The organism is Streptomyces sp. AC627_RSS907 (genome assembly GCF_019049165.1).
In genome coordinates this window covers 1-545 of the sequence record NZ_JAGMUE010001371.1, presented here as the reverse complement: position 1 = coordinate 545, position 545 = coordinate 1, and the positions used below count along the sequence as shown (strand labels likewise).

The window sequence follows — 545 nt, the reverse complement described above, 5'->3', positions numbered from 1 at the left end:
GCCTTGGACGACGCCTACGCCGTGCTGACCTGGGCGGCCCAGAACGCGAGCGAACTCGGCATCGACCCGGAGCGGATCGCGGTCGGCGGGCACAGCGCCGGCGCGGGGCTCGCCGCCGCCGTGGCGCTGCGGGCACGCGATCAAAGGGGACCGGCGATCAGCTTCCAACTCCTCAACGAACCCGGGCTCGATGATCGGCAGGAGACCTGGTCGCAGCGGAACTTCACCGACACGCCCTGGCACAACCGCGAGACGTTGACCTCGGTGTGGCGGTACTACCTCGGCTCCCAGCCCGCCACGCCGTACGCCGCTCCGGCTCGGGCCGAGGACCTGTCCGGCCTGCCGCCCGCCTACATCGCCACCGCCGAGTTCGACCCGGTGCGTGACGAAGGCATCGAGTACGCGTCACGCCTGCTGCGCTCGGGCGTCTCGGTCGAACTGCACCAGTGGCCCGGCACCTTCCACGGCTCGCAGGCGATCATCTCCGCCCAGGTCTCTCAGCGGCAGATCACCGCACTCGCCGCGGCCCTGCGCCGCGCTATGGC

General features: G+C 71.6%; 1 protein-coding gene. It reads left to right on the top strand.

The annotated features are described in order from the left end of the window. Positions 1-545: alpha/beta hydrolase fold domain-containing protein (locus KUM32_RS41980; protein WP_217146859.1), on the top strand; the 545-nt coding region annotated here is incomplete at both ends.